The sequence below is a fragment of the Streptomyces sp. A012304 genome (assembly GCF_026008495.1).
In the GTDB taxonomy this organism is placed as follows: Bacteria; Actinomycetota; Actinomycetes; order Streptomycetales; family Streptomycetaceae; genus Streptomyces.
Map to the genome: position 1 here is coordinate 17,783 of NZ_BQUN01000150.1, position 2,057 is coordinate 19,839.

Annotated in this window: 2 protein-coding genes; one reads left to right on the forward strand and one right to left on the reverse strand. The window is 69.5% G+C overall.

Annotated features, from left to right (window positions below; all coding sequences use genetic code 11):
* Positions 1-646: macro domain-containing protein (locus ALMP_RS35150; protein WP_264935829.1), on the reverse strand; the 646-nt coding region annotated here is incomplete at its 3' end.
* A gap of 115 nt (positions 647-761) precedes the next feature.
* Here ALMP_RS35150 and ALMP_RS35155 point away from each other — a divergent pair.
* Positions 762-2,057: uracil-DNA glycosylase (locus ALMP_RS35155; protein ID WP_264935830.1), on the forward strand; the 1,296-nt coding region annotated here is incomplete at its 3' end.

A 2,057-nucleotide genomic window follows, 5' to 3' on the forward strand; every position in this document is an offset into this window, starting at 1 on the left:
CTATGCGGACCCGGGTCTCGGTGGGGGCGTTCTCGATGTCGTCGAGCTGGGCGACGATCGTGGCGCGCAGGTCGTCGTAGTCCTCGAAGCAGTAGTCGTTGAACAGGGTGTAGCCCGTCCACATCAGGTTGGCGCAGACCTGGGCCGGCACCCGGCCGGTCTGGGCGCCCAGACCGACCAGCGCCACCGACCGGATGCTGCCCGGCGCCTGCCGGTTCTGCCGGTGGATCGCCTGGAACGCGGCGGCGCACGCCAGCGCCACGTTCAGCGTCTCGCTGACGTTCTGTGAGGACTGCTCCATCGTCGGCGTCGAGATCAGGAACTTCGGGTTGACCGCCCCGGACGGCACGCACACCGCGCTGCCCACCGGGAGCCTGCCCCCGAACTCGTCACGGATCGCCCGCTGCACCCGCAGCTGGATGCCCGCCCCGAGGTGCCGCTTGACGACCGCGTCCACCCCGCCGTTCATCAGCCCCCGGGAGTTGGTCGGGCTGACCCAGGCGTCGACCCTCTCGTCGAGGATCGAGCCCTTGCGGATCTCCGTCTCGGGGGTGTCGGCGAACGCCGCCCGCCATGCCTGCACCACCTTCGTGTTGATGTCGGTCAACACCACCTTCAGCGGCGGCTGCACGCGGTTCACGGTCATCTTCCACTCCCATCGGGACACGGGTCCTTCCACCGATCACGACGCTACAGGCGCCCACTGACAACGCCGTTGGACGACGGTCGGGTTGTCGTACCCCGCTGCTAGCCTCCCGGCCATGATCGACGCCAACACCCCGGCCCAGCCGGACCCGAACGACCCGCTGGCCCTGACCGAGCTGTTCAAGGGCGGCGGGGAACCGTGGCTGCCGCTGCTGAAGCCGGTCATCGAGGCGCAGCCGAACGCGGCCTCGTTCATCGGCCCGGGCCGCGGCCCGGACGTCGTCCCGGTCCGCGAACTGACCTTCCAGGCGCTCAAGCCGAACCCGCCGCACAAGTGGAAGGTCGTCGTCTTCGGGCAGAACCCGTACCCGCGGCCGGAGAGCGCCACCGGCATCGCCATGTTCGACAACACCTTCCACGACTGGAAGGACAGTCAGTTCGGCCGGGTCGTCAGCATCCGCTGCATCATCAAGGCGGCGGCGATGTGGAAGTACGGCATACCGAAGAAGACACCGATCGCGGACATCCGCGCGCTGCTGAAGAAGCAGGACACCGTGCAGCCGCCGGAGTGGTTCCAGGCGATGCTCACCCAGGGCGTGCTGCTGCTGAACGCGGCCCTGACCGCGAGCAGCGACGGGCCGAGGGGCGCCGACCCGCACACCGCGTTCTGGCGTCCGGTCGCGGAGCGGATCGTCGAGGAGATCCTCAAGGCCAAGCAGAACGCCGAGGACGAGGAGGACCGGGGTGTCGTCTTCGCGTGGTGGGGCGCGCACGCGCGCAACCTGAAGAAGATCGTCCTCCAGCTCCAGAAGAAGTACCCCGGGGTCGAGGTCCGCCACATCGACCACCCCAACCCGGCGGCGCAGGGCGACATCTTCTGCGACGGCGACCATTTCGCCATGGTGAACGAGGCGCTGGCCTCGCTGGGCGCCGACGAGATCGACTGGCTGCCCAGCAAGGGCTGGGACCAGCACGCGGCGGGGGACGGCGCGATCGGCGGCGGCGTCGCGGAGCGGATGGGCGCGTTCATCACGTCCACGATGGAACTGCACCAGCTGTATCTGGAGCGGCTCGCCAGCGTCAAGGACGAGGGCCTCGTCCTTCCCGCGATCACCGGCGTGTTCGACACCCCGCTCATGGACTTCCGTGAGGCCGTCTCCCCGGTCGCCCAGCTGCTGCGCGGGCTCGACCGGCACGTCCAGCGATCGCACGACTTCGGCAAGGTGCGGGCGGACGAAGCGGTCGCCGGCCTGTCCGCCGACGCGATCGCCGCCCTCTACCTCTACACCTGCGAGTCCGCGTTCTACCGGGAGATCAACGCCATCCTGCGCTCCCCGGACCGCTCCCGGCTCGTCCCCTACCTGCCGTACCTGCGGCTGCTGTTCTCGGCGGTGTCGGGGCTTCCGGCCCGC